The following is a 24,274-nucleotide window of genomic DNA, read 5'->3' as shown; positions in this document are numbered from 1 at the left end:
GACGCCGTAGCGTCTTTCGTCTTCATACTTATTGTTTTGTAATTAAACGGGGTGTTTGAAACATTCGTTCAGCGTTTTTCCTATCGCTCTCAGCACATCGCGTCTTGTAATCACACCGACGAGTTTCTCTTTATCATCTACCACAGGGTACATTTTTGGCTTGCCTATCTTCATCATGTCGGCCAACTCAATGATCGACATATCCGGCGATACAGACAAAACATCATCATGCATACACTCTTCTACTGTGTGCGTGTCCTGACAGTGGTAACTGGCTTTAACGAGTTTGTCCAAAAGGTCTTGTTCAGAAAGGAATCCAATGACTTTCTCGTTTTCGTCGATAACAGGCCCACCTAGAGTAACACTTTGCATCACCTTGTCCAAAGCCGCCGTCAACGACATGTTCTTGGTGAAAGTCACTGCCTGTAACGTCATGTAATCTTTAACTTTTAGTGAGTGCATTCTTATCTCCTTAGCGGCACATTTTTGCTGCCTTTAAGATAAGTGTCGTCTAATTTCTTGATTTTACTAAATGGAAATTAGCAATTTTATCCATAGATTTAGTCTATCGATCTCTAATCGAATCAATACATAAGACAAAACAATAGATACTCAGTTGCATATTTATATACCATCAACACCGCCCTCAGCTCGATGAATAACCATGAGAATATAAAGCATGAGAAGAGGTTGGATAAGTAACCAGTCGTTCAGAAATTTAAATGAGAAATAACTAGCTATGCAGCAAAGACAAAAAAGCCAGCCTATGATCGGGCTGGCTTTCGACGTTATATCACGCGACTAAATTATGCATTTTCCAGTGAAGCTACGATGTCACGCGCTACGGCTTCCGCCACTTTGATGCCATCAATACCCGCAGAAAGAATACCACCAGCATAACCGGCACCTTCACCCGCAGGGAAGAAACCTTTTAAGTTAATGCTCTGGAAGTCTTTACCACGCTTGATGCAAACTGGAGAAGACGTACGTGTTTCAACACCTGTAAGCAAACCATCTTCTGATGCAAAACCTTTGATCTTACGATCGAATGCTGGAATCGCTTCACGAATCGCTTCAATAGCAAACTCAGGTAGCGCTTTTGACAGGTCAGTCAATTTGATGCCCGGAGTGAACGATGGCTCAACATCACCCAGTGCGCTTGGATCGCGACCTTTCAGGAAGTCACCAATTTTCTGCGCTGGTGCGTCGTAGTTCTCACCACCGAGTGTGTAAGCGCCCGATTCCAGTTCACGTTGGAAACGGATACCTGCTAGTGGATCGCCTGGGTAATCTACTTCTGGTGAGATACCGACGACGATTGCGCTGTTCGCGTTACGCTCCGCACGAGAGTACTGGCTCATGCCGTTCGTTACTACACGACCTTCTTCAGAAGTTGCCGCAACTACCGTACCACCAGGGCACATACAGAAGCTGTAAACCGTACGACCATTCTTACAGTGGTGAACCAGTTTGTAGTCTGCAGCACCAAGAATTGGGTGACCTGCGTTTGGACCAAAACGCGCTTCATCGATCATTGACTGTTTATGCTCGATACGGAAACCAACAGAGAATGGTTTCGCTTCCATGTAAACGCCACGGTCGTGCAGCATTTCAAAAGTATCACGAGCACTATGACCTACCGCTAGTACTACGTGACGAGATTTGATCTCTTCACCGTTTGATAGCGTTACGCCTGTGATTTGACCATCTTCCATATGCAGATCGTCAACACGAGTGCTAAAGCGGATCTCACCACCTAGCTCGATGATTTTCGCGCGCATCTTCTCGATCATGGTAACCAGTTTAAAGGTACCGATGTGCGGCTTACTTACGTATAGAATTTCTTCTGGGGCTCCAGCTTCAACAAACTCAGTGATCACTTTGCGACCGTAGAAATTTGGATCTTTCACTTGGCTGTAAAGTTTACCATCAGAGAAAGTACCTGCACCGCCCTCACCAAACTGTACGTTCGATTCTGGGTTAAGTGTACGCTTGCGCCAGAAGCCAAACGTGTCTTTAGTGCGCTCACGTACTTCTTTACCACGCTCAACGATGATTGGGTTAAAGCCCATTTGAGCCAAAACCAAACCCGCAAAAAGACCACAAGGACCGAAACCGATCACCACTGGGCGCTCAGTTAGGTTCTCAGGTGCTTTCGCCACGAACTTGTATTCCATGTCAGGTGTTTGGCGAACGTGTGGGTCTTTTTCAAATTTCGCTAGCAACGCTTCTTCATCACCTTCAACGATGATGTCTAGCGTGTAGATAAGATGAATATTGGTTTTCTTACGAGCATCGTAGCCGCGTCTAAAGACATTAAAAGAGATAACTTTCTCAGCAGCAATGCCAAGCTTTTTAGTAATCGCGTCCAATAGCGCGCCTTCCTCGTGATCAAGAGGAAGTTTAATTTCATTAATACGAATCATGTGATGTCTCGTTATGGTAGGTGTCTTAGCCAGAACTGCTATTTTCTCCTCGTTAATATCAAGGGTGAAAAAGCAGTCAGCTCACAATGGCGCGCATTTTACGAGAAATTGAATTGTCTGTCATACTAAATCCAAGTTGCGCGGCGGAATTAACGTAGCGAATGTTGAATTTTGCCTTGGGATGAGTATTATCCCCATTCTTCAATTTTGACTAACTTAAGAGCTGATTATCATGGCGTTTGTCGTAACCGATAACTGTATCCAATGTAAATACACTGACTGTGTCGCGGTATGCCCTGCTGATGCCTTCCACGAAGGTCCAAACTTTATGGTAATCAACCCGATTGAATGCATCGATTGTGGCTTGTGCGTGGATGAATGTGCCGCAGCCGCCATCTTCCAAGAAGACGAGCTACCAGAAGATCAAGTAATCTACAAAGAGCTCAACGCAGAGCTTGCGGAAATCTGGCCGGTACAAACTGAAGTGAAGCCAGCAATGGATGAAGCAGAAAAGTGGAACGGCGTGCCAAACAAGTTGGACATGCTAGAAAAATAAGCGCATTAAAACGAAAAAAGCGTAATGAACCTCAACTTGAAAAAGTCTGGCTCGTTACGCTTTTTTTGTATCTATGATTCGTCGCTGCGATTAGCTGTGTTGACGACGCATGTTGTCCAGAATAATACCTGTCGCCATTGCTACATTTAGAGACTCTGCACCACCAAATGCTGGAATAGTAATCTTGTCAGTCACAAATTTAGACGCCGCTTCACGCACACCATGAGATTCGCTGCCCATCAACAAAATACCGTCTGCTGAGAACTCCGTTTTGTGCACGCTCTCGCCTTCAAGAAAAGCACCATACACAGGCAAGTTTGCCTCTTCTAAGTAGCTTGGTAAATCCACTAGGCTAACTTGCACACGACCAAAGCTGCCCATGGTTGCGCTGATGGTTTTTGGATTGTATGGGTCGGCACAATCTGTACTCGCGATGATGTGCTGGATACCATACCAGTCTGCTACGCGAATGATCGTACCTAGGTTCCCCGGATCAGATACGCCATCCAATGCGATCATCAAGCCTTTTGCCTGAGGCACTGTTACGTTTGGAATTTCAACCACAGCAATAGCTGCATTGTTGCTCACCAGCGTACTTGCTTTAGTTAGGTCACCTAGTGACGCTTCAATACATTCGAAACTGTTGAGTTCTTGGCTGTGCTGCTCTAGAAACTCAGCCGTCGCAAAAACCTGCTTTACCGTGAGTGAGCTGTTCGCCAATTCCAGTACGTTCTTTTCACCTTGAACCAGAAATAAGCCGTGCGCTTTACGCTGCTTCTTTTGACCTAAAGCACGCAGCAGTTTTAGTTGGTTTTTTGAAATCATGAAAATATCCCAGATGAAAGTTGGTGAAGTACCAGATGAAAACGGGGGGATTATAGAGTAAACCTTCGCACAGCTAAAGAGATGCCTTGCTTGAGAGAAAAGAAAAGCCCGCCAAGCTATCACTCTCGGCGAGCTTTAGGTCTCTGTCACTTCCCTATGCTGCAAGAATCGACATCACCATACTTAAACGACTTTGGTTTTCGTCATCTCTTTGATACCAGACAAAATGAACGTTGGCAGTGAAGACACTAATATCACACCAAATAGGTGACCAGCACTCAGCGCCTCGGTATTAAAGATAAGCTGACCAAGACTCGTGTAAATAACGCCAAGAGACAGCATTGCTGATACTGCGACTGCCCCCAGTAGGTATTTGTTGGTGAATGGGTTCTTACGATATAGCGAGTTAAACGTACGCGAATCAAACAAGTGCCATAACTGGGCAAAAATCAACATTGCGAATGCCATTGTCTGTGCATATTGAGCGCTTTGACCGCTACTCAATGCCCAGTTGAACGCCAAATAACTCATTCCGCCTAATGCTAAACCACGCGTCACAATACGTGTACCGAGATGGTCGCTGAAGAAACTTTCGTTACGCTTGCGCGGCTTACGTTCCATCAAGTCTTTCTCTTCTGGCTCAACACCCAACGCCAAAGCAGGCAAGCCGTCAGAAACTAGGTTAATCCAAAGAATCATCAATGGCGTGAGTGGTAGAATCGCCTCAGGTCCCATCATCAAGAAAGCAAATAAGATAACCGACACTTCACCCACGTTCGCTGTCAGTGCTTGGCGAATGAACTTACGCAAGTTATCAAAGATCTGACGTCCTTGGCGCACGGCTTTCACGATCGTACTGAAGTTGTCATCCAGAAGGATCAAATCGCCTGAATCTTTGGCCACCGAAGTACCGGTAATACCCATCGCAACACCAATGTCAGCTCGACGAAGGGCAGGTGCGTCATTAACGCCATCACCCGTCATCGCTGCCACTTCATTATTGTGTTGCTGAGCTTGAACAATACGCAGCTTGTGTTCTGGCGTCACGCGGGCAAAGACTGCCACTTCCGGGCAAATCTTACGCAATGCCTCATCGTCCATTTCATCCAGTTGTGCTCCCGTTATAACCAAGTCTTTTTCACTGCGGATAATACCGATTTCGCGTGCAATTGCCGCTGCAGTGAGTGCATGGTCACCCGTGATCATTACCGTGCGAACGCCAGCGTTGTAACAACTCTCTACTGCATCTCGAACCTCTGGACGCGGTGGGTCCATGATTCCATACAAACCAAGCACGGTCACATCTTTCTCTAGCTCAGCAGGATCACGCTTTAGGTCATCCTCTGTCAGCTCTTTGTAACCCACCGCCAAAGTACGAAGCGCTTGCTCTGCGAAGTCCTGAATTGCCGCTTCATAATTCGCGATGACCTCTTCTGCTGGACTTGCCGCTAACGCAAGGCTACCTGTCGACATGGTTGGAGCTGTTGGTAGCTCACCACCATCAACCATAAAACCAGAGGCATTACGCAACACCACATCTGGCGCACCTTTGATAGCGAGGAAGTGCTTACCATCAGGTCCTTTAACTATCACTGACGCCATCTTACGTGCAGAGTCGAATGGGAACTTCTCGACGATAGAGTAACCGCCTGTTGATAGCATGTCTGATTGTTCCAGACCCGCTTTTGCCGCGGCAACAATCAGTGCCCCCTCGGTTGGGTTACCACGCACTGACGAATTATCACCATCTTTGATGTATTCCGCATCATTACACAGGGTCGCAACTACCAAGCCTTTCATCATTTCTGGGCTTTGCTTTGCATCAACCGTATGGCCTAGAGGTTTGAATTCCCCCTCAGGGCTAAAGCCTTTGCCCGACACTTCCCAGTAACGACCACTTGCATCGTACGCTTTCATTACCTGCATTTGGTTTTGTGTCAGCGTACCGGTTTTATCCGAACAGATAACCGTGGTTGAACCGAGCGTTTCAATCGCAGAAAGCTGCTTCGCCAATGCGTTGTTCTTCACCATACGTGTTGAGCCCATGGTCAACACAATTGAAATAACCGTTGGTAGACCTTCTGGAATTGCTGCTACCGATAGAGAAATACCCGTGTTGAGGATTTCGAGCCAAGGCATACCATGGTAAAGACCGATACCACAAACCACAGCAACCACACCCAAAGCCGCAACCATCAAGGTCTTCGCGATGGTATCCATACGTTCTTGCATTGGTGTTTTGGTTTCTTCGGTGTTTGCCATCATATCCGCAATATGACCGACTTCCGTCTTCATGCCTGTGCTGACTACTACACCTAAGCCTGTACCTGTCGTCACAATCGTGGTCATAAAGCCCATATTACGCTGATCACCAAGACCAACGGTTTCGTCTTCAATCACCTTGACGATTTTATCAACCGGCTCAGACTCACCAGTAAGCGCAGCCTCATCTACTGCGAGACGGTTCGCTTCGATGATACGCACGTCCGCTGCGAGGATGTCACCCGTATTAATCTTTAGGATATCGCCTGGCACAATGTCACGCGCCAAGACATCAACCCATTCTCCATTGCGACGAACTTGTGCGGTTGGGGCTGCCATTTCTCGCAGTGCTTCCATGCCCTTCTGAGCTTTAAACTCTTGCCAAAATGCAATGATGGCATTGATGAAGATGATCACAGTGATGGCAATCGCATCAACTAGGTGACCAGTGAAGAAGGAAACAATCGCACCAATACCCAGAATGAAGATCAATGGGTTCTTAAATTGGTGTAGAAATAGCTCAAGCGCAGATTTGCCTTCTTGCTCTTGTAGCTCATTTTTGCCGTGTTCAGCCTGACGCTGTTCTACTTCTTCCGAAGTCAGACCTTGCTCAGTTGATACATTAAATTGAGTCAGTGTTTCTTCAACCGACTCAGTAAACCACTTTTTAGTCATGGGGGTCTCCAAAAAGCATTCAAGCGACATCAGTACAATTTCAAACTGATAAAAAGCATTCGCTGAATAGAATTGAGTTAAATCACCTCGCTCGTCACCTTTGCACCGTTTATTTTCATTTTGAATATTTATCAAGAATCTATTCAGTGTTATGTCAGCGAGTAAAAATAACCTACCCGAACCAATGAATACTTGTAATTAACTTTCAGCCCCGAAAAAGGCGAATGCGGACGAATCTTTGCCCCCAATCAATCTCAATTTTATTTTGTCATACAAAAAATAAAACAAGTGTAAAAGATCATGAATAAGACCCCGAATAGACGGAAAATACACTTCATATTTCCCGAAAAGTGTAATTTTTCTACAGATTAATTTTCTTAAAGGTTGCTAACAAATCTAACAAGCAGACAAACCATTCGAATAAACAGGAACGAGAAGATAAAAGAATTGCTAACAGAAAATAATGATGCGAGCACTGTAAGAATATAAAGACTTGCATTCATCGGTAATGAATATTTATTTTCTGAGCATATTCTGGGAAAAAGGAATAACGCGGGGAAAAGCGCGACTTTAGATTCCTTACCGTAGAATGAAGCTCGTCCATGTATACCCAAGTAACCTCGAGATGCTTGGTTCAGCGAGAATGACTTGGTTTGAATACGAGGCAACAATTTGAAGATCTAGTGGTTCTAAATCGAAAATTGTTAACGAAGCATGCGAACCAAGGCAACTCCCCCTTCGGGAGCGTGTCACTTGGGTATAGGTACAGAAATCAGGGTATTGAATGGCTCTAAAGTGCAGAAGATAAAAACGAAAAAGCCTCGCTGTGTAAGCGAGGCTTTTAAAGGGTGGGACCCCAGCCACATCCCGGCACACAAGTCACACGCTGCGGCTGCTTCCTTCCGGACCTGACCGAGTTCACGAGCTATTGTTGCGAGAGGACCAGAGCCCCATAATTCTTGTTTTGAGAGCTTGTCTCAAATGATGGGAGGATTATTCAGCATCGCCTCTCGGATTGCAAGGGCTAAAGCGACGAATTTGTCCTTTTCACTTCCGTTTGGACAAAACTCGGTCAATTCAGTCTATTAAAGCTAAACCATACAAGGGTTTGCTTCATTGCAATTCCGGGAAGCTTGTTTGCTCGAATACATATCTTCATCTGCTAAATGCAGCGCTTGCTCAAGACTAACGCTTCGTTCTCGCTTGGCGGAAACACCCACAGAAATGGTTACCACATTCAAACCATCAGATTGTTCGTCTTTGACATCCAGTGAACTCAGCTCTTCAACCGCTCGACTTAACTGAACCTCAGTAGGATAGCCAAGCAAAATAAACTCATCACCACCAATCCGATAACTTCTACCCGCCCACACACGATGTATTTTGAGCGACAGCAATTGCAACACTTTATCCCCTGCTCGATGTCCAAACGTATCGTTGATTTGCTTGAAGTGGTTAATATCGAGATATAAGACCGCAAGATCCTTTGGTACACCCTGTCGGTACTTAAGTTGTAACGAGCGTCGATTTCTCAATCCAGTCAAGTTGTCAGTGTTTGATTGACGATATAGGTACAAGCTGACACCAACCGCAAACACCAGCACAAAAACAAACACAGCTTGAGTCTGCGTCGCCAAACGAACTTCATATTCTAAGGCGGTTCGCCAATCTGGTCTTAAGTCATACTGAGCAACAATTTTCTCCAAATCTAGCATGGAGATTGCTCGACTAAAGTATGGGGCGAGAATTTCACCACGCTGATTGGTTGTTAACCCTATCGACAATTCCGATTCGTAAAACTCACCAATCGCATCGTCTTGTTCAATTGGAATTAACTCACTCAAACGTAAGAAATGATTCAGCATAGCGGTGTCCATCGCAATGTAATCAATCTCTCTGGCTAACAAGGCATCTAATGTTGCTTGCTGAGAATCAAATCGCTTGAGTTCTTTTAATGGCAGCATTTGGGTAAGCATTTGATCAAAAAAGTCATCTTTTACCACACCAATACGTTCAGAAATAAGCTGAGAAACATGGGAATATACGTTGGGCTTGTAGCCCAAGCGTTTCACCATAACCGACGTTGGTTGGTAATGAGGTTGAGGGAAGTAACTGAAAGCACGTCGTTCTCGACTGATGGTCAGTGGCGCTAATAAATCGAATTCACCTTGGATAAATTGGGCGTACATGGACTCCCAACTTTCATCAGGCTTGCTGATAACCACACAATTCAAAGCCAAAATTTTACAGCTTTTCATTACGACGTCTGCTGTCATCCCTTCGATAGAGCCGTCCTCTTTATAAACCACGTAAGGAAAGATAGATTCAAACTTGATAGTAAGAGGCTGCTCTAAATCGATTGGCAGTCGTTTGATAGATTCACGCAATGCTGTCTGTCGAAGTTCAAACTGATATAGCGCAACTTGTTCGCGTAAATGCTTTTGTACCGATTCATCGTGAATAAAATTGGCAAACGTCGACAACTCATCAAGATGTGATCCTTTCTGGCTAACAATAGAAACAGGCTTGATGGAGATTTGGTCATTAAGAAGTTTGGCATCAAAGCCTTCTAGCAACATAGGTTTGAGTTGATTGATAGCATCTACTACCCCATCAACTTGACCAGAACGCAGCAGTGCCACCGCTTCTTCATGCCCTTGATAAGGAACTTGAAGCAACTCAGGGTAGTTTTGTTGAATAAGCTCTGCATAGATGGTGTCTTTTGGTACCCCAACAACACTCGCTTCACCTAAGGTCGCGTCATTCAAACCATACAGATAAGTATATTCAATGTTAGTTGGACGTGAATAACTGAACTTCAGTGCACGTTCTGAGGTGTAGGTGATATTCGCAGCAAAGTCGCTCTCACCGTTCGCAACAGAATCCAAAATAGCGTCGAAACTCGAGTAATTCACGTACTGGATCGAAACACCAAAATGTTCTGCTACTGCGTCAAATAACACGCGAGTAACGACATCATCCGCCTCCGTCGCTACCTTATAATTAGGGGCTTGTTCCGGTTCTGCTTTGAGGCTCAAACTCAATAGAAAGCAAGCAAAAACCAACAGCCTTTGAACTACTTTAACCATGACAAACGTTTCTAAAAGGACCCTTCATACATATTGAAGGTAGGATTGAATTTTTATTATTAAATGCACAATAAATATGAAAGGCCGAACATATAACATTCGGCCTATTATTTCATAAACAAATCAAGAGTCTGCCGCACGGGTCACTATTTACCCAGAGCGACTACAACTATTTCATAACTCTGCCTGCTCATCGCTACTACGTAAGATGTAGTCCGTCATCCAAGCCGTTCCGAGCAAACAAATCCAAACAACAAAGACAGGGTTTGGTACTTCAATGTTTGGGCTAACGACTAATGCAGCGAACCCTACGGTCGGCAAAGTCCAGCAGAGCAACTTACCCCAACGCATCGGATTTCGAATCTTAGTTAACGCCTCCATAGAAGCCAGAATTCCCGTAATACTTAGTGCGACAAGCACAGCATAAGGCAAATCAGCTAACCACAGTGGCAGCAACAACAGCAATGACCACCAACTGTGTTTTTCTGAAGGTTTCCAATGATTTGCTGCCCACCACATGACTATCACTGATAAGGTTTGTACCACTGTCAACCACGCAGAGCCATCAAGCTTCCCGGCTTGTTGTGTCACCATAATGCCTACTTGTAAGGTCAATACAATCAGACCAGCGGTAAGCAATACGCCTAGTGAACTACGACGTGAGAACACGACCATTAATAGTGGGAATAGGATCAAAACGCCCACTGACAATGCAATCGGCTGCATCGACAGAGTGACACCATAAACGGTCATGGCACCGAGCAGAATCAAACCGGCAATTCCTCCTTGTGGCAATATCCACAGTGCGGGAATCATTAAGGCGAGAACGGGGATCTCTCCTTCGCTCAAACTGATGGCACGAGCACACACCACGGCAAGAAGAGTCGTAATAAGAAATTGAAGTGTCGAAAAAATCATAGCGCCTCCTGGCTTCCCCAACCAACTTGGTAACTCAACGGCATGTCAAACTGGGCATTAAAAGTCGTTGAGCGGGTCTATATGTAAACTAAGCATAAGCTTGTTTTTGTATTTCCAACTTACTCTGAGAGATCACTTGCAGCTCACAAAAGAAACAATAAAAGGCGGTGAAGAGAGATGAGCGACAAATGATGTTAAGGAGCAAGAACTGATAGCGAAGTACAAGTCTTGTGTATTACCATTCCTTGGTAAACAACAATGGACACTTTCAGTATGGACCAATTTTTAATGCAAATCTTTGCTGTAATTCACCAAATTCCCACCGGACGTGTTTCTACTTATGGTGAAATTGCCAAAATGGCTGGCTATCCGGGCTACGCAAGGCATGTTGGTAAAGCGTTAGGTAATCTACCCGAAGGCAGTAAACTGCCATGGTTTCGTGTCATAAATAGTCAGGGGAAGATTTCGTTGAAAGGTCGCGATCTGGAAAGACAAAAGCAAAAGCTTGAAGCTGAGGGAATTGAAGTGTCTGAGATTGGAAAAGTCTCGCTCAGAAAATACAAATGGCAGCCTTAATGGCTGCCATTTTAACAATCAGTTGGGCTAACGATTAACGAGTACCAACAAGACGAATGTTTGCTTGGTGCGTTTGTTCTGCATCTGTAATGACAGGAATGCTAGTGTCATTGATAAAACGCAATTTACCATCCACTTCGATACGAGCACGTAGGCTGTAACGGTGGTTTGGTTTGATATCGTTGCTGTTGTAGCTCAGTTCAAATGCCAAAGGTACTTGTTTACCTTCTGTCTCGAATGTTTGTTTCGCTAGTACTTTAGCTGGGGCATCCGCAAGAGAAACATCTTCTAGCGCAACCGTAACGACTGCGTGCGGAGGCAGTGCAATACGCTCGCGATAAGCCACTGTACCTGTAATTGTCTTCATAGACGCCTCAGCTGATTCCATTTCTGTTGTTTGAGAAGTTTGGCAACCCACTAGTGCAGCACCGAATAGTAAAGAAGTAACAAGTAGTAGTGTTTTTTTCATAGTTTCCTCAACGGGTGTATCAATTCGCGCTAAGTATAGAGGGAGATTATTAAACTGTCTGCTGTACGCTTATCTATTTGACAATAGTTTGACTAAGTTAGAAATTATCAAACAGTTGATTTTGTTTCATAATTGAAGCAGCAATAAAAACAAGGTGAGGAGACATCATGAGTAAACCACTAAGAGAATTGCTCAGCCTACTACAACTCGAAAAACTAGAAGAAGGCTTGTTCCGTGGTCAAAGCGAGAACCTAGGTTTACCTCAAGTTTACGGTGGTCAGGTTATTGGACAGGCATTATCTGCTGCACGTTACACTGTAGAGGACGCACGCACAGTGCACTCGTTTCACAGTTATTTCCTCTATCCTGGCGATCCAGAGAAACCAATCATCTATGACGTAGAGAACCTACGTGACGGGCGCAGCTTTAGTACTCGTCGAGTCAAAGCGATTCAAAATGGTCGTCCTATTTTCTATCTAACGGCGTCTTATCATGGCGATGCTCCTGGTTTTGATCATCAAAACACCATGCCAGATATTCCTGGACCGGAGAATTTCCCTTCGGAAACTGAGCTTGCCAGCCATATTGCAGAGTTCTTACCCGAGCGTTTACGCAAAACATTCTGTGGCGAAAAACCTATCGAGACTCGCCCAGTCAACATCGTAAACCCATTGAAACCTAAGAAAACTGAAGCGAAACAGTACCTATGGATTCGCGCCAATGGAGAAATGCCAGAGAACCAACTGATTCACCAATATCTCCTAGCTTACGCGTCGGATTGGGGCTTCCTAACAACGGCACTTCATCCACACGAAGTGTCATTGATGACTCCGAACTTCCAAGTGGCAACCATCGATCACTCTATCTGGTTCCACCGCCCGTTTAAGATGGATGAGTGGTTGCTGTATGTAATTGAAAGTCCAACCGCCAGTAACACTCGCGGTCTAGTTCGTGGGGAAATCTACAACCAACAAGGTCATCTTGTTGCAACGGCCGTTCAAGAAGGTGTGATGCGCTTTACCAAATAGCTCTTCTCACAAATTGGGACTAAAAAGGAGTGCTTATGCACTCCTTTTTATGTCAGTTAGTTTTTTTGATATTCAAAAGTAACAACAGACCACTCGTACAAGCTGTCTGGAGGACCGTACTCACCTTTATGATAAATCACACCTGGTTCCGCGTATTGTCCTCCTCTCTTAGTGGCCATAAACTCGCGATGTCCACGTCGGTACTGAATCAATGGGCTGACCATCTCGTATTTGGTTCCTTTTTCAAGCTTGCTGTCATCAATAACCAAATAACGAGTCATACGAAAGGTTGCACCGGTTTTACAATAACCTTCCGCTGAATAGTCGATCGCTAAAAATGGGCGAGGATCATTAGGATCCAATAATGCAGCACGACAGCCATCAAAACGAGCAATATGCATCCACACAGCTCGCACTGCCATTGGGTCATCATTATCTGTTGGCCTCATCAGCAACAGGGCAACTTTACCTTCGCCATTCTCAACCAATTCAGTATCTGTAGGCTCTCGTAATAAGCTCGCTCCCATAATACCAAATTCACTTTCTTTTAAATTAGCGAATTGTTGTGCATTCAATTCACTACCAACGACCGTTTGACCACCTGTTAAATGTGTGTACTTATCCGCCACACCAGAAGCAGAGAGGTTGAGTGCTACTGTTACCGGAGTGTCACTCATCTCTTTGTAATCGCGGGTTTCTTTCTCAGCAATACGAATTTGCACAGCGCTACTAGAATCATAACCTTTTAAGGTAATAACACCGCGTGAAGGATCTAGTGACGCTATATTTTCGCGTCTGGCGTTGTGTAGTACGTAACTGCGCTCGCCAATTGCTCGACCAAAATCTAGCACCACTTCTTTGAAGGGTTCAAACTCTACGTCTTGGCGAAGTACAGATAAACCAGGGTGATCGGCTTTGCCTATTTTCCCCTGATAGCTGACCTTTTTAGTTAGGTAGTTACGTCCTGTCAGCGTGGCTTCAACCATGTAATCTCCAGCGTGCAGTATCGTTAACTCGCCATTGTTTGAAGCCATTTTTACAGACGGCGCTGATTGGTTGATCAAGCGATATTCAGCTTTGACACCATCACCGTTTAAATTAGGTTGTAACTTGTCACCAGAGCCATATGTCGCTTGTGGATAGTCAATAGTCGCACGGCTCTCAATCGGTTTAACGGTAACACTAAAGCTTGCTTGTCCAGCGGAGTATTGCTCATTGCCCACATCAGACACGACAATTCTTGTGCTGCCAGCATTCAGAATTCGCATTTCACCTGAGTTAGGGTCTAATGAAACCACATCGGTTTCTGAACCTTCAGCAAACGCATAGCTGACCTGACCAACCACTCCTGAAATTGTCGGTTTGGCTACCGATGGTTTAAGCGCGTTCCAATTAACTTCGACATCAGAGCTAATCTGGATTCGACTCGGTGCACTCAATATGGTGAAGGTTACCGTTTGCTCTGGTCCCGCGGTATAGTTCTGACTCTCTTTACGACGTAACGTTAAGGTTGTCACACCCGCTTTATACACGTGAACCAGACCATTCGCGATGGCATCAGCAACACTCGGCTGGGTATTATCGAGAACTTCAATTCCATCGCCAGAAGCGAGCAACTCAAAATCACGTAATAACTGGAACTGATGATTTGTGCTGTATACAACCTCATAGTCTTTCACAGGCATTGCTGAGCCTTGAGCCTTGGCGACATTAAGAACGACATCAAACTGAGTCGATTGATAATACTCACCACCATCATCTTCAAAGCGTAGCGTGTGGCTGCCTGCTCTATTTACATAGATTTTACCGGCAGCAATTTGCAGCCCTTCAGGAATAGAATCAACTAAACTGAGTTTGCCTTTCTGACCAGCAAACTGCAGTGGAACTGTTAACTCATCTTGATAAGTGAGAGCAATTGCAACATCTTCCATGTCTGGGTGCGGTGCTGGAGCAATATCAACCGTGATTTGAGTTTGCGTATTAGGAAAATTGCGTATTTCTCGCTCAATAATGTCGATTTTTGCTTGACCGACACCTTGTATGATCAGAGCGTCTCCATTTGGGGATACACGAACAACATCTTGCCCTTCAGCCACATCAAAATAGTAGTCGCCCTTTGCATTGCTAACAAGAGGATACAGCGATTGGTTAGCACTGTAGTTTGCAGCGATATTGATAGAGTTGAGCGGCTGACGCTTACCTTTGGCAACGTTCACCACAAAACGGGCTGTTTGTTGCTGCTGAACAAAACCTTGGCTGTATGTTGCTGTCGCCTCTATTTCGACCTGCCCTGCGTTATGAATCAACAGTAAACCGGTGTTCTTATCAAGAATTTCAACAACATCGGATTGGACGTTACTGTCAGCAAGCTTAAACGTAAGACTCTCAGTTTCGACGTCATCCAGTCGAACTGGTTCTAGCGTTAAACCGTCCCTATAAACAGGGCTTAGAGGCGCAAACTGTAATTGTTCAGCACCAACTTGGAAAACATGGACATTGGCATAAATATCGCGCGCTTGGTAATAATCATCTCCCGTATCGTGAATACGGATTCGCGCCTGACCTTGCGCTCCAATAGCATACACGCGACCATTTTGGTTTACGCGAACCAAGTGCTCATCACCATCAACCACTTCAAAGCTTATTTGGCCTCGTTGACCACGAACAACCAATAACTCACCGTCTTTATTCAATGCGTTCAAATTGAGTTCGTTGACCACTAAATCGGGGTTAGTGCCTTTGCTCACTGTCACAGTGAACTCTGCCTCAGAAGACTCATAAATCGAGCTGTTATCCGTCGCTTTTACCTTCGCGATGCCAGGGCGCAGAATTTGCAATTGCCCAGATTCATCAATTTGGACCACATTAGAAGGTGTTGAAGAGAGAATTTGGTATGTGATCGTGCCCTGCACATTGCTCATCGTTGTATTAAGAACGTGACCAACGCCATCAAAGGCAAGCGTTGTGTCTTCTACCTTTAACTGAGCACGGCTTTGCTTGGTCGTTTGAGTTGAAGAGTTTGAATTATCGGGTTTGGAATCACCGCCCCCACCACCGCAACCTGCAATAACAGCAGCGAAAAACAAGAGAAAATAATATCTTTTCATTTTTTGTAATAATTTCTTACATCAGGAATGTGGCGCGATAATAATACGATGTTTTATTCATCACCACCCCCATTTGGGATTAATTTCATACCTATCAACCCCGAAATACATTCACAAGATCCATAAATTGCCGACAATTTTCGAAAACTTGCAAAAAGAAAAGATAAGCAAACGTTTACCTTACGTTAAGTTATTAAATTAGCGATAATAAATATTGGGTTTTCAACAGGTTAAAATATAAGCACCGAATCACACTTTGAGGTGCTAATAATTGTGGGAGGTAAAAGAAGTGAGCCCTAAAAAGGCGCTCACGGAGATGTGAAAGAGAAATTAAACGCCATAAATTGGTAGCTCAGTAGTGTACTTTATCGGTTCCATAGCAAAGGTTGATGTTACGTTGGATAAACCTTTTACACTGTTCACCAATCGTTTATAGAACTCATCAAAACACTTCATGTCTTTGACGACCACTTTCATCATATAGTCGTATTCTCCTGCCATACGATAGAACTCCATCACTTCAGGGAAATCACTTACGGTCGTCACAAAATGGTTATACCACCCTTCTGAGTGATCACTGGTTTTGAGCTGCACAAACGCAATGAAGGATAAATCTAACTTCTCCGCGCTCAGTAGCGCGACACGCTTTTCAATATAGCCTTCATCTTCTAGCTTTTTTAAACGCTTCCAGCAAGGCGTGGTCGTTAGATTAACTCGCTCAGCTAAGTCATTTAATGACAAGGTTCCATCATTTTGGAGGAAAGAAAGCAACTGCTTATCGATTTTATCTAAGCCCATTACTATAAAAACCCTTTAATGCAGAAAATTTTTCTACTTTTGACAAATAACAGAACAATAATAGCAAAGTTTTTCTCTGCAGTTATAGGTAGATTATCCCTATAGACAAAAACAACTACCCTACAGAATTTCGAGGAGTCATGTTATGTGTACTGACCACAACTGGATCAACAATGCTGTACGCAAAATCGAAGCAGACTTTCAACGCTCAGCAGATACCCACTTATTCAAGTTAGATCTACCTTCTTTGGAAGGCATCGATATCTACTTAAAAGATGAAAGCACCCACCCGACAGGCTCACTAAAGCACCGCTTGGCACGCTCGCTGTTCCTTTACGCGATTTGTAATGGTTGGGTTGGTCCAGAAACCACGGTGATCGAAGCATCGTCAGGCAGTACAGCGGTTTCTGAAGCGTACTTCGCTCGTCTTCTTGGCTTACCATTTATTGCGGTGATGCCAAAAACGACAGCACGCAAGAAAATTGAACAAATCGAATTCTACGGCGGTAAAGCGCACCTTGTTGACCGTTCAGACCAAATTTACGATGAGTCTCGTCGACTAGCGAAAGAGCTAAACGGTCACTACATGGACCAATTTACTTACGCTGAGCGCGCAACTGACTGGCGTGGTAATAACAACATTGCGAACTCTATTTTTAGCCAAATGGAGTTGGAAGATCATCCAATCCCAAGTTGGGTTGTAATGAGCCCAGGTACGGGTGGTACATCGGCAACCATTGGTCGCTTTATTCGTTACCAAAAATACGACACAAAACTGTGTGTGGTTGATCCAGATAACTCGGTATTCTATGACTACTTCCAGTCTGGCAACGCAGAGATTAAAGGCGAAAACGGCAGCAAGATTGAAGGTATCGGTCGTCCACGAGTAGAGCCTAGCTTTATCGCAGGTGTGGTAGACGAAATGCGCAAAATTCCTGATGCTGCAAGCGTAGCAACAGCACATTGGCTGTCAGGCTTAATTGGTCGTAAAGTTGGCGCGTCGACAGGCACCAACCTATATGGTGTTCTTCAGCTTGCATGTGAGATGAAACAACGGGGTGAGACTGGCTCTATCGTAACGCTTCTGTGTGACTCTGGTGAACGTTACCTAGACACTTACTACAACACGGATTGGGTAAAAGAAAACATCGGTGACATTCAACCTTACCTAGCACAGCTTGAAATTATTCAGTCAAAAGGTTGCGTTGAACCAGCATGTTGCGGTCCAATCACTGAGTAAAACTCAGACGCCAAATAAAGAAACAGCCCGCTCAATCAGCGGGCTATTTTTTTATCTGCTTAATACAGAAAAATCACTTCTTCTGGCGTGCTTCAAATGCAGCCAATTGCTCCGGCGTTGCTTTAGGTTGGTGGTTCTGTTTCCATTCATCGTAAGTCATGCCATAGACACGCTCACGAGCATCATCGATATCGATATCCGCACCTAGTTCTTCAGCTTCTGCTTTATACCATTTGCTAAAGCAATTGCGGCAGAAACCAGCAAGGATCATGAGATCAATATTTTGCACGTCTTTATTTTCATCCAAGTGAGCCAACAGGCGACGAAATGTCGCTGCATCAAGCTTGTCTTGCTCTTCTTGGGTTAGATTTTTGTACTTGAATTCAGCCACTTTACTTTCCTTTTATTTATCTCGCAGTTCATAGCATAGAAATGAGTGAGCGTGATGAGTCTAAAATTTGCGTCATTACAACAAATTTCCTTGTAAAATCACGCACTCACCCAAAAGACTGATATGATAACCGCCAGTTATCTTATTGATTAAATTAATACTAATTCTAAAAACGGTCTTTCACAAAGGTTATCGCCAAGTTATGAAAAACGCCATCCTATTATTATCTGCATTGACCATGAGTCTGCCAACTTTCGCTACTCAAGAACAAACTCACCAATCTTATTTGTACCTTGGAACTGGTAATGTGGGCTTCGACACGCCGGAGTTTGGTTCTGATCGAGACAGTGGTTGGTCAACACCTCATATTACAATTGGCTGGGGCTACAACGTAAACCAATACCTTGCGTTTGAGGGTGTGTTGCGTTATTCACAAAATGAACTTAAGAATGATTCTCTTAAGACAGATTTAGACCTTCATTACTACCAAGCAGGTATGTCAGCCGTACTAACAAGCGATAACTTGGGTGATACACCATTGTCACTATTTGGTCGCGTGACCGCATTGGGTACTCAAGCAGAAATGTACATTCCTGATGTTCAAAAAGTCACCGATGACTCTGGCGCGCTATTCAACGTTGGTGCAGGTATTCACTGGGACATGAGTAAAGATATTTGGCTTCGTGCTGAGTACATCTACAATGTGGCAGATATGGGCTTTGATAACTTTTATGACAGCTATGAAGGTGTCCAAGTAAGCTTAGGTAAACGCTTTTAATCAGACTTTCCCAAGCTTATATTACGTTCAGAATTGAAGACAAAAAAACCGAGGTCATTACCTCGGCTTTTTTGAATTTATTGCACGGAGTCACTAAGCAACTTATTGTTCAGAAAACTGACCAGCGGTGTCTTGCTTCACATGACTACTGCCTTGACCCGCATCCAATGAGGTCAAAATGTTTTCTTGGCGATCTTGAATCGCGCCTGTTAACTGCGGTAACGCAGTTGTCGCTAATAGCGCCATTGCACCAGCAACTAAAACCATCTCAACCATGTAACTGCCACGGAATTTTTTCAAGGGAACACCTCAATAGTAACGCCAGCCAAAGTATTAATCCTCAGATACATTGCCTGCCAAGACCCATCATTCGGTCAAACACGATGAGCGAGTCCTGTGCCCCTCGAAGAAGTGGCGAAACAACAACCAACAATTATCATTAGATCTATAAATAGCCAAGCGGAAAATATAAAAAAACCGAACAAAAATTGTTCGGCTTTTATATTCAACGTCTTAGCGGTAACACCTTATGGATGAGCAATACGTCCTTTTGTGTCGTGGCTTAGCGCTTTGTTCAACTCAGCCTCTACATGACCAGGTGAACGTGTCTTCGCAGAGATCAATCGGTACATCGCAGGGATAACAAACAGTGTCACTAATGTCGCAAAGCCCATACCGAAGAAGATAACCGTACCGACAGCCACACGGCTTTCATAACCCGCGCCTGTCGACATGATCAAAGGAATCGCACCGGCAAGTGTTGTGAATGCAGTCATCATGATCGGACGTAGACGACGAGCTGCCGCATCAGTAATCGCTTTTTCAAATTCAATGCCACGGTCACGTAACTGGTTAGCAAACTCAACGATCAAGATGCCATTCTTAGTTACCATACCGATCAACATGATCATGCCGATCTGACTGTAGATGTTCATCCCTTGGCTCATCACTACCAAACCAAGGAAGCCACCAAAGACCCCCATCGGCACAGTGAACATTACCACTAGAGGGTTGACGAAGCTTTCGAACTGCGCCGCCAATACGAGGTATGCAACTAACAATGCCAAGGCAAATACAACTGCAACACTGGCTTGATTCTCTTTGAAGTCCTTTGATTCACCAGAATAGCTCACTGAAATATCACCCGGCAGGTTATCAATCGCTTCTTGGTCTAAGAAATCAAGCGCCTCACCTAAAGTGTAGCCTTCTGATAAGTTGGCAGTAATGGTGATGGATTTCTGTTTGTTATAGTGAGACAAACGAATCGATGCAGCCACTTCTTCTACCTTAGTCACCGTATCTAAAGTCACTAGCTCACCGCTGGTAGTGCGCAAGTAAATCTGGCTTAAGTCAGCCGCGTTATTGAAGCTATTTTCATCACCTCGAAGGTAAACATCATATTCTTCACCACGGTCAACATAAGTCGTTTCACTTTTACCACCAAGCATGATTTCCAGAGTTTCAGAAATGTCTTGAACACTCACGCCAAGTTCAGCCGCGCGGCGTTTGTCGACAGACACCAATAGCTCTGGCGTTTTCTCTGAATAATCGATTTCAGCGCCTTCCATCATTGGTGATTCTTCAGCTTTGTTCTTGAGCATTTCTGCCCAGACTAATAGCTCATCGTAGTCCGATCCGCCCAAGACAAACTGCACTGGTTCGCTCGATCCACCACGGAAACCCGGCATGAATGGGAAGACACGAACGTCAGGAATACCTGCCAGTGATTTACGAACTTGATTCAACGCATCTTGAGCAGTGACATCACGTTCGTTCCAGTCTTCCAGAATCATGATAACGAAACCCGTTTGGTCACCCGCTTGACCACCGAATGCTGGTGTTTGGATACTGAACGATTTCAAGAACCCTTGCCCTAGTAACGGCATTAAGCGATCTTCTACAATGTCCATGTTCGCTGACATACGGTTATAGGAAGTTGCATCTGCACCACGAACAAAGGCAAAGATCACGCCTCGGTCCTCTTGCGGAGTTAACTGTGCAGGCACTTGATTCATCAAGAAGTAACTGCCACCCATACACGCGATAATAACCAAAGGTGCAGCCCAACGAACTTTCAACGCACCGCGCAGCGCTTTACGATAACCTGCTTCCAATTTCGCAAACAGCTTATCAACGGCTTGATTAAATCGGTTTGGTTTCACGTTCGCTTTTAGAATTTGACTGCCTAAAACAGGAGTAAGCGTCAAAGCAATTAAGGACGAGAAGATCACCGACATTGCCAACAAAACTGAGAATTCAGTAAACAGCAAACCGACCATGCCATCCATAAAGGAGATCGGCAGGAATACCATCACAAGAACTAACGTTGTGGCGATAACAGCAAAACCTACTTCACGCGTACCTTTGTAAGCCGCCAATAATGGTGATTCACCACGTTCAATATGGTGGAAGATGTTCTCTACTACTACGATTGCATCGTCCACAACCAGACCAATAGACAAGATCAACGCCATCAAGGTAATGAGGTTAATAGAGAAACCGAAATAGTAGGCAGCGATGAATGATGAAATCAGTGACACTGGTACCGTCACCGCAGGAATCAACGTTGCTCGTGCCTGACCGATAAAGATGTACAAAACCAGAATTACCAGACCACCCGTAATAAAGAGTGTACTGTAGACCTCATCGATCGAACGTTCGATAAAGACAGTGGCATCATAATCAATAGCTAGACGAGTCCCATCTGGCAAAAACTTCTGGATTTTATCCACTTCAGAACGCACAGCCTGCGCAACTTCTAAAGGGTTCGCATCTGATTGAGGCACCACCCCCAAACTGATGTTCACGACACCATCACTCTTAAAGGTCGAGTTTTCGTTTTCTGCACCGATAAACACATCAGCCACATCTTTTAGGTAAATAGGCGTGTTGTCACTTGCACGTTTCACCACAAGGTATTGGAAATCTTCTGGCGTGTTGTATGTACGGGCAGTTCGCACTGACATCACTGTCGAATCGTTTCGAACTTCACCACCCGGACTTTCTAAGTTTTCACTACGAAGCGCTGCTGTAATATCAGAGGCAGTAACCGAACGTCCTGCCATCAGATCTGGTTTGAGTTTCACGTACATCACTTTGTACAAACCACCAGACAGATCGATAGAACTAACACCCGAGATCAAACTGAAACGGTCCATAAGCACACGTTCGGCATAATCCGTCAATTGTGTGCGGTCCATCTCTGATGAGCTGAGGTTAATATAGAGAGAAGCTTCACCAGAACCATTGTTTTTGTAAACAACAGGATCATCAGCTTCATCTGGCAACGAACGCTGTGCTCTAGCTACCGCATCACGAACATCACTTACGCCGGTATTAAGGTCATAACCCAATTCAAAAGTGATGGTGATACGCGACATGCTGTTGCGCGTAGTGGAGCTAATTTCATCAATTCCACTGATGCCCGAAAGTTGATCTTCCAGTACCGAAGTAATTTGGCTTTCAATGATGGTTGCAGAAGCGCCTTCATAACGAGTGCTGATCGATACAACTGGACTTTCGATATCTGGCATTTCACGCACTGCAAGTTTGGTAAACGACACAAAGCCGAATACACATAGCAGCATGCTTAATACCAGCGCCGCAACAGGGCGTTTTACGGAAACGTCAGAAAGTAACATTAATTTGCTTCCTTAGCCGCTTCGTCTTGCGCGCTCTGCTCACTGGTTGCATTCGCAGTTTTCGCTTTTCCTGGTGCGACGATTTCTTTCACTTCGACGCCATCGCGCATGTTCACAATACCTTGCACGACGATCTTGTCGCCAATCTCTACACCAGATTCAATCACCACTTCATTATCGACACGTGCTCCCAAGAACACTTCTTGACGCTTCGCTTTGTTGTCTTCATCAATAACGTACACAAAACGCTTCGTTCCGGAATATTCCAGCGCTTGAACTGGGATAATTGGTGCTTCAATCGCAGGGAATGCCAAAGACGCATTCATAAGCATGCCTGGCTTCAGATGGTTTTCTGGGTTGTCGAATTCGATACGAATACGTAAGTTCAACGTTTCTGCACTGATACGAGTATCGATGCCTGTGACTTTACCGACAAAATCAACACCGTTCCAAGCGCTGGTCGTCGCGTGAACCTCCATACCAACAGATAACATCGATAGGTAACGCTCAGGTACTTGCAGATCCAGCTCCATTACGGACAAGTCATCTAACGTCAGCAACTCAGAGCCTGCACTGACCATTTTTCCTCGACTAAAATCGATAAAACCAACCGTACCGGCAAAAGGTGCACTGATATTTAGATCCGCTAGGTTAGCTTTTGCTGCATCTAGACGCGCTTCCGCAATCTCTACGCTTGCTTTTTGCGCATCAATTTCCGTTTGAGTAATGGCATTACGTTTCACCAAACGCTGAAACTCTTTTAACTTACGCTGTTCATCTTTTAGGTAAGCTTTTGCTTCTACTAATGCTGCTTGCGCTTTGTCATCATTTAGTAGAATGAGCAGCTGATCTTGTTGAACGTTTTGATTGGCTTTTACGGGGATATCTTTTACCTTGCCAGCAACTTCAGAAGCAACAATCACTGATTGGGCAGCTTCTAGCTTACCAATCAATGATAGAGATTGGTTGATTTGATGCGTCTCTACTTGTTCAGTTACGACCGTAACCGTCGATGGACCACGTTTTGCAGCAAAAGCCGCAGGTGATGCCATTAAAATAGAAAGCGTTAGAACGGATAAAGTGGCTCTCATACTCATAATTTTGACTACTAAACAGATAAACTTATGTCATTAAACTGATTACAGTTTATCAGTTGATACGACGCCTAACGTCAAGTAGTGTAAATTCAAGTAAAAAGTCAGTTTCTCTTTTGTATAAACGACATACAAAACGCTGACTTTCTACCATCTTTGCCCAAAAAGGCAGCATTCAACTTAAAAACGTAAGAAAAACGCTTTACAGCTTGAGCGAGTTTGCTATGATGCGCTCCGCACTTGAGAGATGTGTTGGGAAAACATTCTTAAGTATAAAAATACCCTGGAGGGGTTCCCGAGTGGCCAAAGGGAGCAGACTGTAAATCTGCCGGCACTGCCTTCGATGGTTCGAATCCGTCCCCCTCCACCATATTCTTTCTTATGTTTTTCCTTTGAACATG

At 44.5% G+C, this 24,274-nt stretch carries 18 protein-coding genes, 1 tRNA gene and 1 other RNA gene; 6 read left to right on the top strand and 14 right to left on the bottom strand.

Going from position 1 to position 24,274, the window contains the following annotated elements; translation table 11 throughout:
• Positions 1–42: 42 nt before the first annotated feature.
• A complete protein-coding gene (locus NL647_RS11145) occupies positions 43–462 on the bottom strand; it encodes a CBS domain-containing protein (protein ID WP_005446643.1) in 420 nt (139 codons plus the stop codon).
• A gap of 344 nt (positions 463–806) precedes the next feature.
• On the bottom strand, positions 807–2,426 hold the full coding sequence (locus tag NL647_RS11140; protein WP_009698323.1) for an NAD(P)/FAD-dependent oxidoreductase: 1,620 nt from the start codon (positions 2,424–2,426) through the stop codon (positions 807–809).
• A gap of 232 nt (positions 2,427–2,658) precedes the next feature.
• Here NL647_RS11140 and fdxA point away from each other — a divergent pair, with 232 nt between their 5' ends.
• Positions 2,659–2,982 (top strand): ferredoxin FdxA, encoded by a 324-nt coding sequence (gene fdxA, locus NL647_RS11135; protein WP_005431654.1) that lies wholly within the window; start codon positions 2,659–2,661, stop codon positions 2,980–2,982.
• A 90-nt stretch (positions 2,983–3,072) separates the two neighbouring features.
• On the opposite strand, the gene NL647_RS11130 is transcribed toward fdxA, so the two are convergent.
• The 5 genes from NL647_RS11130 to NL647_RS11110 form a co-directional block, all read right to left on the bottom strand.
• Entirely contained in the window at positions 3,073–3,807 is a 735-nt protein-coding gene (locus NL647_RS11130; protein WP_253650155.1) for an RNA methyltransferase, read from the bottom strand.
• Positions 3,808–3,990: 183 nt separating this feature from the next.
• On the bottom strand, positions 3,991–6,744 hold the full coding sequence (locus NL647_RS11125; protein WP_047513164.1) for a cation-transporting P-type ATPase: 2,754 nt from the start codon (positions 6,742–6,744) through the stop codon (positions 3,991–3,993).
• 851 nt (positions 6,745–7,595) lie between these two features.
• An RNA gene (gene ffs, locus NL647_RS11120) (signal recognition particle sRNA small type) lies at positions 7,596–7,692 on the bottom strand.
• 143 nt (positions 7,693–7,835) lie between these two features.
• Positions 7,836–9,833 (bottom strand): GGDEF domain-containing protein, encoded by a 1,998-nt coding sequence (locus tag NL647_RS11115; protein WP_009698326.1) that lies wholly within the window; start codon positions 9,831–9,833, stop codon positions 7,836–7,838.
• Between the two features lie 174 nt (positions 9,834–10,007).
• Positions 10,008–10,751, bottom strand: coding sequence for a hypothetical protein (locus NL647_RS11110; protein WP_050925875.1), 744 nt, complete (start codon positions 10,749–10,751; stop codon positions 10,008–10,010).
• Between the two features lie 273 nt (positions 10,752–11,024).
• On the opposite strand from NL647_RS11110, the gene NL647_RS11105 reads away from it, so the two are divergent.
• On the top strand, positions 11,025–11,327 hold the full coding sequence (locus NL647_RS11105; RefSeq protein ID WP_005446629.1) for a DNA base-flipping protein: 303 nt from the start codon (positions 11,025–11,027) through the stop codon (positions 11,325–11,327).
• Between the two features lie 34 nt (positions 11,328–11,361).
• Here NL647_RS11105 and NL647_RS11100 read toward each other — a convergent pair whose 3' ends face one another.
• On the bottom strand, positions 11,362–11,796 hold the full coding sequence (locus tag NL647_RS11100; RefSeq protein ID WP_005446628.1) for a YbaY family lipoprotein: 435 nt from the start codon (positions 11,794–11,796) through the stop codon (positions 11,362–11,364).
• A 167-nt stretch (positions 11,797–11,963) separates the two neighbouring features.
• Between NL647_RS11100 and tesB the strand changes: the two genes are divergently transcribed.
• The gene (gene tesB / locus NL647_RS11095; RefSeq protein WP_005446627.1) at positions 11,964–12,824 is read left to right on the top strand and encodes an acyl-CoA thioesterase II; all 861 of its coding nucleotides are present in this window, start codon (positions 11,964–11,966) and stop codon (positions 12,822–12,824) included.
• Between the two features lie 56 nt (positions 12,825–12,880).
• Here the strand turns inward: tesB and NL647_RS11090 are convergent, their stop codons facing one another.
• Positions 12,881–15,931, bottom strand: coding sequence for a cadherin repeat domain-containing protein (locus NL647_RS11090; RefSeq protein WP_253650154.1), 3,051 nt, complete (start codon positions 15,929–15,931; stop codon positions 12,881–12,883).
• A gap of 330 nt (positions 15,932–16,261) precedes the next feature.
• Positions 16,262–16,729, bottom strand: coding sequence for an Lrp/AsnC family transcriptional regulator (locus NL647_RS11085; protein ID WP_017188345.1), 468 nt, complete (start codon positions 16,727–16,729; stop codon positions 16,262–16,264).
• Between the two features lie 145 nt (positions 16,730–16,874).
• Here NL647_RS11085 and NL647_RS11080 point away from each other — a divergent pair, with 145 nt between their 5' ends.
• Positions 16,875–17,969, top strand: a complete 1,095-nt coding sequence (locus NL647_RS11080; protein ID WP_009698329.1) for a PLP-dependent cysteine synthase family protein — start codon at positions 16,875–16,877, stop codon at positions 17,967–17,969.
• 73 nt (positions 17,970–18,042) lie between these two features.
• Here NL647_RS11080 and NL647_RS11075 read toward each other — a convergent pair whose 3' ends face one another.
• Positions 18,043–18,360 (bottom strand): DUF1244 domain-containing protein, encoded by a 318-nt coding sequence (locus NL647_RS11075; RefSeq protein ID WP_005446621.1) that lies wholly within the window; start codon positions 18,358–18,360, stop codon positions 18,043–18,045.
• 202 nt (positions 18,361–18,562) lie between these two features.
• Between NL647_RS11075 and NL647_RS11070 the strand changes: the two genes are divergently transcribed.
• The gene (locus tag NL647_RS11070; RefSeq protein ID WP_005446619.1) at positions 18,563–19,138 is read left to right on the top strand and encodes a porin family protein; all 576 of its coding nucleotides are present in this window, start codon (positions 18,563–18,565) and stop codon (positions 19,136–19,138) included.
• A 102-nt stretch (positions 19,139–19,240) separates the two neighbouring features.
• On the opposite strand, the gene NL647_RS11065 is transcribed toward NL647_RS11070, so the two are convergent.
• The 3 genes from NL647_RS11065 to NL647_RS11055 all read right to left on the bottom strand — a co-directional run bounded on the left by NL647_RS11065 (position 19,241) and on the right by NL647_RS11055 (position 23,876).
• The gene (locus NL647_RS11065; protein ID WP_009698330.1) at positions 19,241–19,438 is read right to left on the bottom strand and encodes a type II secretion system protein; all 198 of its coding nucleotides are present in this window, start codon (positions 19,436–19,438) and stop codon (positions 19,241–19,243) included.
• Positions 19,439–19,665: 227 nt separating this feature from the next.
• Entirely contained in the window at positions 19,666–22,779 is a 3,114-nt protein-coding gene (vmeF, locus tag NL647_RS11060) for a multidrug efflux RND transporter permease subunit VmeF (RefSeq protein ID WP_005446615.1), read from the bottom strand.
• A complete protein-coding gene (locus NL647_RS11055) occupies positions 22,779–23,876 on the bottom strand; it encodes an efflux RND transporter periplasmic adaptor subunit (protein WP_033008673.1) in 1,098 nt (365 codons plus the stop codon). The genes vmeF and NL647_RS11055 overlap by 1 nt, the downstream gene beginning before the upstream one ends.
• 282 nt (positions 23,877–24,158) lie before the next feature.
• Here NL647_RS11055 and NL647_RS11050 point away from each other — a divergent pair.
• A tRNA-Tyr gene (locus NL647_RS11050) sits at positions 24,159–24,243 on the top strand.
• Positions 24,244–24,274: the final 31 nt, after the last annotated feature.

The organism is Vibrio sp. Y29_XK_CS5 (genome assembly GCF_024181835.1).
In the GTDB taxonomy this organism is placed as follows: Bacteria; Pseudomonadota; Gammaproteobacteria; order Enterobacterales; family Vibrionaceae; genus Vibrio; species Vibrio harveyi.
This window is presented reverse-complemented; position numbering and strand designations above follow the sequence as displayed.

Excerpts from the sequence above, each read along its gene's own strand:
- NL647_RS11080 (WP_009698329.1), top strand. The coding sequence starts at position 16,875 with ATGTGTACTGACCACAACTGGATCAACAATGCTGTACGCAAAATCGAA.
- NL647_RS11115 (WP_009698326.1), bottom strand. The coding sequence starts at position 9,833 with ATGGTTAAAGTAGTTCAAAGGCTGTTGGTTTTTGCTTGCTTTCTATTG.
- vmeF (WP_005446615.1), bottom strand. The coding sequence starts at position 22,779 with ATGTTACTTTCTGACGTTTCCGTAAAACGCCCTGTTGCGGCGCTGGTA.
- fdxA (WP_005431654.1), top strand. The coding sequence starts at position 2,659 with ATGGCGTTTGTCGTAACCGATAACTGTATCCAATGTAAATACACTGAC.
- NL647_RS11090 (WP_253650154.1), bottom strand. The coding sequence starts at position 15,931 with ATGAAAAGATATTATTTTCTCTTGTTTTTCGCTGCTGTTATTGCAGGT.
- NL647_RS11110 (WP_050925875.1), bottom strand. The coding sequence starts at position 10,751 with ATGATTTTTTCGACACTTCAATTTCTTATTACGACTCTTCTTGCCGTG.
- NL647_RS11070 (WP_005446619.1), top strand. The coding sequence starts at position 18,563 with ATGAAAAACGCCATCCTATTATTATCTGCATTGACCATGAGTCTGCCA.
- NL647_RS11125 (WP_047513164.1), bottom strand. The coding sequence starts at position 6,744 with ATGACTAAAAAGTGGTTTACTGAGTCGGTTGAAGAAACACTGACTCAA.
- NL647_RS11105 (WP_005446629.1), top strand. The coding sequence starts at position 11,025 with ATGGACCAATTTTTAATGCAAATCTTTGCTGTAATTCACCAAATTCCC.
- NL647_RS11145 (WP_005446643.1), bottom strand. The coding sequence starts at position 462 with ATGCACTCACTAAAAGTTAAAGATTACATGACGTTACAGGCAGTGACT.
- NL647_RS11130 (WP_253650155.1), bottom strand. The coding sequence starts at position 3,807 with ATGATTTCAAAAAACCAACTAAAACTGCTGCGTGCTTTAGGTCAAAAG.
- NL647_RS11085 (WP_017188345.1), bottom strand. The coding sequence starts at position 16,729 with ATGGGCTTAGATAAAATCGATAAGCAGTTGCTTTCTTTCCTCCAAAAT.
- NL647_RS11055 (WP_033008673.1), bottom strand. The coding sequence starts at position 23,876 with ATGAGTATGAGAGCCACTTTATCCGTTCTAACGCTTTCTATTTTAATG.
- NL647_RS11100 (WP_005446628.1), bottom strand. The coding sequence starts at position 11,796 with ATGAAAAAAACACTACTACTTGTTACTTCTTTACTATTCGGTGCTGCA.
- tesB (WP_005446627.1), top strand. The coding sequence starts at position 11,964 with ATGAGTAAACCACTAAGAGAATTGCTCAGCCTACTACAACTCGAAAAA.
- NL647_RS11140 (WP_009698323.1), bottom strand. The coding sequence starts at position 2,426 with ATGATTCGTATTAATGAAATTAAACTTCCTCTTGATCACGAGGAAGGC.